The 7,213-nt window shown below is 30.6% G+C and carries 7 protein-coding genes; 4 read left to right on the top strand and 3 right to left on the bottom strand.

The genetic code is table 11. The features are described from left to right. Positions 1 to 1,980, top strand: a 1,980-nt coding sequence (locus tag ABY298_RS13625) for a choice-of-anchor J domain-containing protein (protein WP_372746609.1), incomplete at its 5' end; no start/stop codon positions are given. Positions 1,981 to 2,050: 70 nt separating this feature from the next. Further along, positions 2,051 to 2,428, top strand: coding sequence for a Na(+)-translocating NADH-quinone reductase subunit F (locus ABY298_RS13630; RefSeq protein ID WP_372746610.1), 378 nt, complete (start codon positions 2,051 to 2,053; stop codon positions 2,426 to 2,428). A 61-nt stretch (positions 2,429 to 2,489) separates the two neighbouring features. On the opposite strand, the gene ABY298_RS13635 is transcribed toward ABY298_RS13630, so the two are convergent. After that, positions 2,490 to 3,329 carry a flagellar motor protein MotB gene (locus tag ABY298_RS13635; protein WP_372746611.1) on the bottom strand — a complete coding sequence of 280 codons (840 nt, stop codon included), beginning with the start codon at positions 3,327 to 3,329 and terminating at the stop codon, positions 2,490 to 2,492. 146 nt (positions 3,330 to 3,475) lie between these two features. On the opposite strand from ABY298_RS13635, the gene ABY298_RS13640 reads away from it, so the two are divergent. Continuing rightward, entirely contained in the window at positions 3,476 to 4,465 is a 990-nt protein-coding gene (locus ABY298_RS13640; RefSeq protein ID WP_372746612.1) for an FAD:protein FMN transferase, read from the top strand. Positions 4,466 to 4,561: 96 nt separating this feature from the next. Here the strand turns inward: ABY298_RS13640 and ABY298_RS13645 are convergent, their stop codons facing one another. Next, positions 4,562 to 5,326, bottom strand: a complete 765-nt coding sequence (locus ABY298_RS13645) for a class I SAM-dependent methyltransferase (protein ID WP_372746615.1) — start codon at positions 5,324 to 5,326, stop codon at positions 4,562 to 4,564. Next, positions 5,323 to 6,132 (bottom strand): type I methionyl aminopeptidase, encoded by an 810-nt coding sequence (gene map, locus ABY298_RS13650; protein ID WP_372746613.1) that lies wholly within the window; start codon positions 6,130 to 6,132, stop codon positions 5,323 to 5,325. The genes ABY298_RS13645 and map overlap by 4 nt, the downstream gene beginning before the upstream one ends. Positions 6,133 to 6,299: 167 nt before the next feature. Here map and ABY298_RS13655 point away from each other — a divergent pair. Continuing rightward, positions 6,300 to 7,213 (top strand): acetyl-CoA hydrolase/transferase family protein (locus ABY298_RS13655; protein WP_372746614.1); only part of this gene is annotated, 914 nt, incomplete at its 3' end.

Raw genomic sequence — 7,213 nt, forward strand, 5'->3', positions numbered from 1 at the left:
GATGGAGATTGTACAGTAGATGATTATTGTGATGATACACCAAATGCCGGAAATGCAAATTATGTGTGTAGTGTTGTAAATTCTTGTACTGATATTCCTGCGTCGAGTGATAAAAATGATATGGTAGAAAACTATATGGATTATACCACCGATGCTTGTATGGATACTTTTACACAAGATCAAAAAGATAGGATGATAGCGGTTATGGAAAATTCACCTAGAAGAATTGAATTGAATAGTTCTATAAGTTGTGTACAGCCAACACCTGCCATTTATTTTAATAACTCGGGAAGTTCTATTATAGAAGGAACTTCTTGTAGTTATAGAGATATTACCATTGAGTTAGGTATTGCAAAAGCTCCAACTGAAGATGCCACAATTACATTTACCAATACTTCAGGTACTGCAACCGAAGGAATTGACTTTGATTTTGTAAATAACTCCGTTACTTTTTTAGCAGGACAAACAGATTCTAAAACACTTAATGTTAGAATATATGAAGATAGTTTTGATGAAAGTAATGAAACTATTGTAATAGGTATGAGTTTGTCAACCAATGGAGATGCTGAAATTACCACAGTTGGAAAATCTGAAATTGAAATTATAATTGCAAATGATGATTCAAGAGAGGTAAATTTAATATCATTATTTACTGAAAATTTTGAAAGTTATACAGATTTTACAATTACAGAAATTGGCGATTGGACAATGTATGATGGTGACGGAAATTCTACTTATGGCAATGAAGGTGTAGATTTTACTAATGAAGGATATACAGGAACGTTTATTATTTATAACGCCTCGCAAACAACGCCTTCTTCTGTTTCTGGCTGGCAATCACATGGTGGAGATAAAGGCTATTATTGTTTTGCAGCTACGGATTCACCAAATGGAACCGCATTAAATAATGATTACATTTTTTCACCACAAATAAACTTAAATGGTTTAAATAGCCAATTAAGATTTTGGGCTAAATCGATAACAGATGAATATGGTTTGGAAAGATTTTCAGTAAAAATTTCGAATACAGACACTAGTATAGCTAGTTTTACTACAATTTACCCAACCAATCCTATTCCTGGAGGTAATATATACGAAGAAGCTCCTATAGATTGGACGGAATATACATACGATTTATCAGCATTTGATGGTCAACAAATATATATAGCATTTCACGTTGTTTCTAATGATGCATATGCCTTTATGTTAGATGATGTGTCTGTAACAAAATTTGAGTATAATGTTCAAATAGAAGTAAATTCACCAGATCAAAATGCGTTAAATTCACAAGGTACTATTTTTGCAAATAACGATGTAAATAAAAACCTTGTAGTAGATATAACTAATAATGATGGTAAAAATTATGGTTGTGTAGATGCATTTGTTTCAAGAGCATTTGACGCTAATAATCCTGCTGTTCAGCAACAAGCATCAGGCGTTTCAAATTATGTATTGGCTAAAATGTTTACCATTACGCCAGAAACTATACAATCTGCTGGAGATGCATCAGTAAAGTTTTATTTTACTGAAGAAGAAATTTCAGCATGGGAAACAGCAACTGGTAATAATAGAGCTTCTTTAACCGTTTATAAAAATAATGGTTCAACTATTGAAACAGCAATTGGTACAATTGGATCTTTTGATACCGCAATTACCCTTTCGGCAAACTTTTCAACAGGTTTAAATGGTACATATTTCTTTGGTAATTCTAACGTTTTAAATGTTGATAAAAGTGAGTTTAATTTATTTAGTGTATATCCAAACCCAGTTTCTAATGAATTAAATATAGCATTAAGTTCATCAAAAGATATAAATGTGTCATTTTTTGATATGATTGGAAAAGAAATTTACAAGGCTTCTTTTACAAATAATACTTCGCCATTTATAACAAAAATTCCAATTTCTTTTGCAAAAGGAATTTATGTTTTAAAAGTGGAAAGTGATGGCAAAATAGCTACTAAAAAAATAATTATTAAGTAAATTATTAAATAAAATACCTAAGAATCCGGTACTTTTGTATCGGATTTTTTTTTTGAGTATATTTAAAATTATGAGTAAACCATTAACAACACAAGAATTACACAATTTAGCAATGAATATTGTTGGAAAGGATTTAGAGGCAAAAGGCTATGAATTTATTGCCATAAATAGTCAGTTAAAAAGAAACCCTCAGTTTGTTTGTATTGATAAAAATAACCAACGCTATTTTGTAATTGTAAAAGCAACAACCATTTCAGAGATTGCAATTACTTATGATGTAATTTGGATGGAAACATTTAAAACTCACGCTAGAAATAACAATGCTAAAGTGTTATTTGCTGGAGTTGGATTAGGACATCCTGATGATGGTAAAAAGCCACCTATTTTAAATTCAGCATATTTATTGCAATATGAGGGATTGCAATTATTAGATATAGATTTAAACTAATTAATAAGCAAAAAAAAGCCACGTAATTTACGTGGCTTTTTTTTGCTATTAAATTTAAAAATTACTCAACTTTATTTTCAAGTAATTTAAAGAATTGGTCTAATTTAGGCATTAAAACAATTCTAGTTCTTCTGTTTCTTGCTCTACCTTCAACAGTTTCGTTACTAGCTAATGGCTTGTACTCACTTCTACCAGCTGCAACTAAACGATCCGGAGCAATTTTAAAGTCGTCTTGTAATACTCTAATAACTGAAGTAGATCTTTTAACACTTAAATCCCAGTTATCTTGAATTCCAGCAGTGCTAATAGGTTTGTTATCAGTATAACCTTCAACCATTACTTCTAACTCAGGTTGTGCAGCAATAACATCAGCTACTTTACCTAACACTCTTTTTGCTTCGCTAGAAATTGTAGCACTTCCGCTTTTAAATAATAATTTATCAGCAATGTTAATGTAAACTACAGTTTTTTCAACGCTAACTTCAATGTCTTCATCATTAAATCCATCTTTAAGTACTTTTTTCAATTGGAATCCTAAAGCTAAATTAATTGAATCTTTTTTGTTCATAGCTTTTTGGATGTGTTGAATGTACTCATCTTTTTTACCCATTTGAGCTAAAGTTTCTTTAATATTATCTGAAGCAGATTTAGATAATACTGTTAAGTTATCAACATACTCTAATGTTTTTGCTTTGTCTTTTTTCAAATCAGCAACTTGTTGTTCGTAGGCAGAAAGTTTTCCTTCACTTTCAATTCTACATTTCATCAAATCGGCTTTGGTATCTACCAATTCCTGACTTGTTTTTTTATAATTCCCTTCTAATTCAGTGTACTTCTTTTGAGATACACATGAACTCAACACAACAGCTGTTGTGATCATCAAAATTGATATTTTTTTCATAATTTAAATTGTTTAAATACTTAACAAAAGTAGTAAAATAGCAGAATTAAAAGAGGTTCATTTAAAATTTAAGAAATATTTATGAAATTAATAATTCACTATATTTACTGCCTAATTTTATTAGAGTAACAATTTACAAATTTTATATGAAAAAACTCTTATTTTTCTCAGTTTTTACCTTATTAATCTCTTGTTCAAACAACAAAAAGCTACAGCTAAAAACCATGCAAGGTGAAGCAATTGGGACAACTTATTCTATTAAATATTTAGAAAGTGATGCTGTGGATTTTGAAAAAGGAATTGATAGTTTAATAAAAGCAATTAATAAGTCAACTTCTACCTATATTCCAACGTCTGATATTTCTAAAATTAACGATGGCGACACAACGGTTGTGGTAGATGCCTTTTTTAAGGAAGTATTTACAAAATCAGCAAAAATATTTGAAGAAACCAATGGTGATTTCGATCCAACTGTGGGTGTTTTAGTAAATGCTTGGGGATTTGGTCCAGAAAATGATATTGCTAACCTAGATTCGCTTAAAATTGACTCGTTATTAACCTATGTTGGTTTTAATAAAGTGAGTTTGACAAATAATAAAGTGAAAAAAATGTATCCTCAAATTTATTTCGACTTTAACGCAATTGGAAAAGGATATTTGGTAGATGTAATTGGACGCTTATTTGAAAAAAATAATGTTGAAAATTACATGGTTGAAATTGGTGGTGAAATTAGAGCAAGAGGTGTAAATCAAGATGGAGTTGCTTGGAAAATTGCTATTGAAAATCCGAATGAAGATGGATCACGTTCATTTGCTACGGTTATACAATTACATAATGAATCTATTGCAACTTCAGGAAATTATAGAAAATATAGAACTACACCCGATGGAAAAAAATATGTGCATACTATTAATACAAAAACTGGCTACGCAACAGAAAGTAATTTATTGAGTGCTTCAGTTATTTCAAAATCTGATTGTGCAGATGTTGATGGTTATGCAACGGCTTGTATGGCTATGGGTTTAGAAAAAACTAAAGTTTTTTTAAAGGAGCATACAGAGTTAAAAGCCTTTTTAATTTATATTGATGAAAACGATCAATTACAAACGTATAAATCAGAAAACTTTGATAACTAAACTACAAACACCTAACAAATTTTAAAATTTGTTAGGTGTTTGTAATTATAAATTTACAAGATTTGAAATTTGTAAATTGGATTATATAATTTAAAATTATTTAGTGCAAACGGGTAAAATTTCACCTTTAACTAAACAATATTTTACAATAAATTCTGGTGAAAGAGTTTTAGAATAATCTATTTCGTTTACAGTAAATCCAACATTTCGTAATCTATTAAAATAATCTTTTCCGTAAATTCTAACGTGATCGTATTGTCCAAAATGTTTTTTACGTTCTTCAGGATTTGTTATTGAGAAATCTTCGTAGGTAGTTTCTCTAGTTAAATCTTGAGGAATTTGAAATATTCCTAATCCGCCAGGTTTTAAAACTCTATACAATTCGCTCATTGCTTTTTTATCATCAGTAATATGTTCTAACACATGATTGCAAAAAACTACATCAAATTGGTTGTCTTCAAAAGGTAAATTACAAATATCTGCTTTTACATCGGCAATTGGCGAGTATAAATCTGCAGTAATGTAGTTAAGATTTTTTTGAGATTTAAATAATTTTAAAAAGCACTGTTCTGGCGCAATATGTAATACTTTTTTATCTGCTGTAAAAAAATCCGTTTCGTTTTTTAAGTATAACCAAAGCAATCTATGGCGTTCTAATGAAAGTGTGCTTGGAGATAATGCATTTGCACGTTGTTCACCATAACCATAAGGCAACATTTTTTTAAAACTTTTACCGTCAATGGGATCGGTAAATGTTGAACCTTTTAAATAAAAGGATATTAACGGACGTACCCAATAACTTGCTTTTATAAGAATTGGTCGTGGTACGTTATTGAGTATAAACTTAAAAATTTTCATTATAAGTTTTGTCTAAACTCATCTTCTTCATCGCTCACAATTCCCAATGCATCATAAATATATTTAAACGTAGATAGCAATTCTGGTTTTCCATTAACAATAGCAACATCGTGTTCAAAATGCGCACTTGGTTTTCCATCGCGTGTTAAAATTGTCCAACCATCTTTTAATTGATTTATTTGATGCGTTCCTAAGTTTATCATTGGCTCTATAGCAACTACCATTCCTTCAACAAATTTTTTACCTCGTCCGCGTCTTCCGTAATTTGGCATTTCCGGATCTTCGTGCATACTTTTACCTAAACCGTGACCTACCAATTCCCTAACAACACCATATCCGTGTTTTTCGCAATAGCTTTGAATTGCAAAACCTACATCTTCAACTCTGTTTCCGGCTCTAAATTGTTTAATTCCTTCGTATAAACTTTGCTTGGTAATATCTAATAGTTTTTTTGTTTCTGGGGCAACTTCACCAACTTCAAAAGTGTAGGCGTGATCACCATAAAAACCATTTTTTAAAGCACCACAATCTATTGAAATTATATCGCCTTCAATTAAAGGTTTATCGTTTGGAATTCCATGTACTACTTGAGCATTTGGACTCATACACAACGTGTTTGGAAAATCATACAAACCTAAAAATCCTGGAATGGCACCTTCAGCTCTAATAAAATCTTCGGCAAGTTTATCTAAATATAACGTTGTTACACCTGGTTTTACTTCTTTGGCTAACATTCCTAAAGTTTTAGAAACTACTAAGGCGCTTTCGCGCATCAATTCAATTTCTTCTCTAGTTTTAATTTTTATCATCTTCTTAAAAATTGGTTCTGCAAAGTTACTTTAAAAAAAAGAAAAACAAAGTTATGTTGCCATCAATTGAAATAATTAAGAAATCGTTTTCGAAAAATGATATTCGACAGTTTTTTTACTTAATTAGTTTGGTAAATTTGCAGCACCAAATAATAAAATAAAAAATTATGTATAAATCAGTAACAGCGGAAGACGCGGTTAAAGTTATAAAATCTAACGATAGAGTCTATATTCAGGCAGCAGCTGCAGCATCTCAAATACTTATTAATGCTATGTCTGCAAGACATGAAGAGTTGAGAGGTGTAGAAGTTTGCCACCTACATATTGAAGGTGATGCGCCATATGCTAACCCCATTTATAAAGATAGTTTTCATGTTAATTCTCTTTTTATAGGTAAAAATGTTCGTCATACCATTAAGGCTGGAAACGGATCTTATACACCCGTTTTTTTAAGTGAAGTTCCTAATTTATTTAAAAGAAATGTGTTGCCTGTAGATGTTGCTTTAATTCAAGTTTCTACTCCAGATAAGCACGGATATTGTTCTTTAGGAGTGTCTGTTGAAGCAATTTTGTCGGTTATAACAAATGCAAAACATGTAATTGCTCATATAAACGATAAAATGCCTAGAGTTCATGGGGAAGGATTAATTCATATTTCTGAAATAAATACGTTTGTTGAAGAAAGCACACCTATTCATGAGTTTAATATGCCAACACCTTCAAAAATAGAAAGTAGAATTGGTGATTATATTGCTGAATTAATTGAAGACAGGAGCACTTTACAAATGGGAATTGGCTCTATTCCAAACGCGGTTTTATCGCGTTTAGGAAATCATAAAGATTTAGGATTACATACTGAAATGTTTTCTGATGGAGTGATTGATTTAATTTTGAAAGATGTAATTAACGGAAATTATAAAGGCGTAAATGCAGGTAGAGCTTTAACAACTTTTTTAGGAGGTTCTAAGCGATTGTATGATTATGTAGATGATAATCCTTTTATTGAAATGCGTTCTTGTGATTACACTAATAATGTTGTTAATATTAGACAAAACCCTAAAATGGTTGCTATAAACTCTGC

This window comes from Lutibacter sp. (genome assembly GCF_041596795.1).
GTDB lineage: Bacteria > Bacteroidota > Bacteroidia > Flavobacteriales > Flavobacteriaceae > Lutibacter.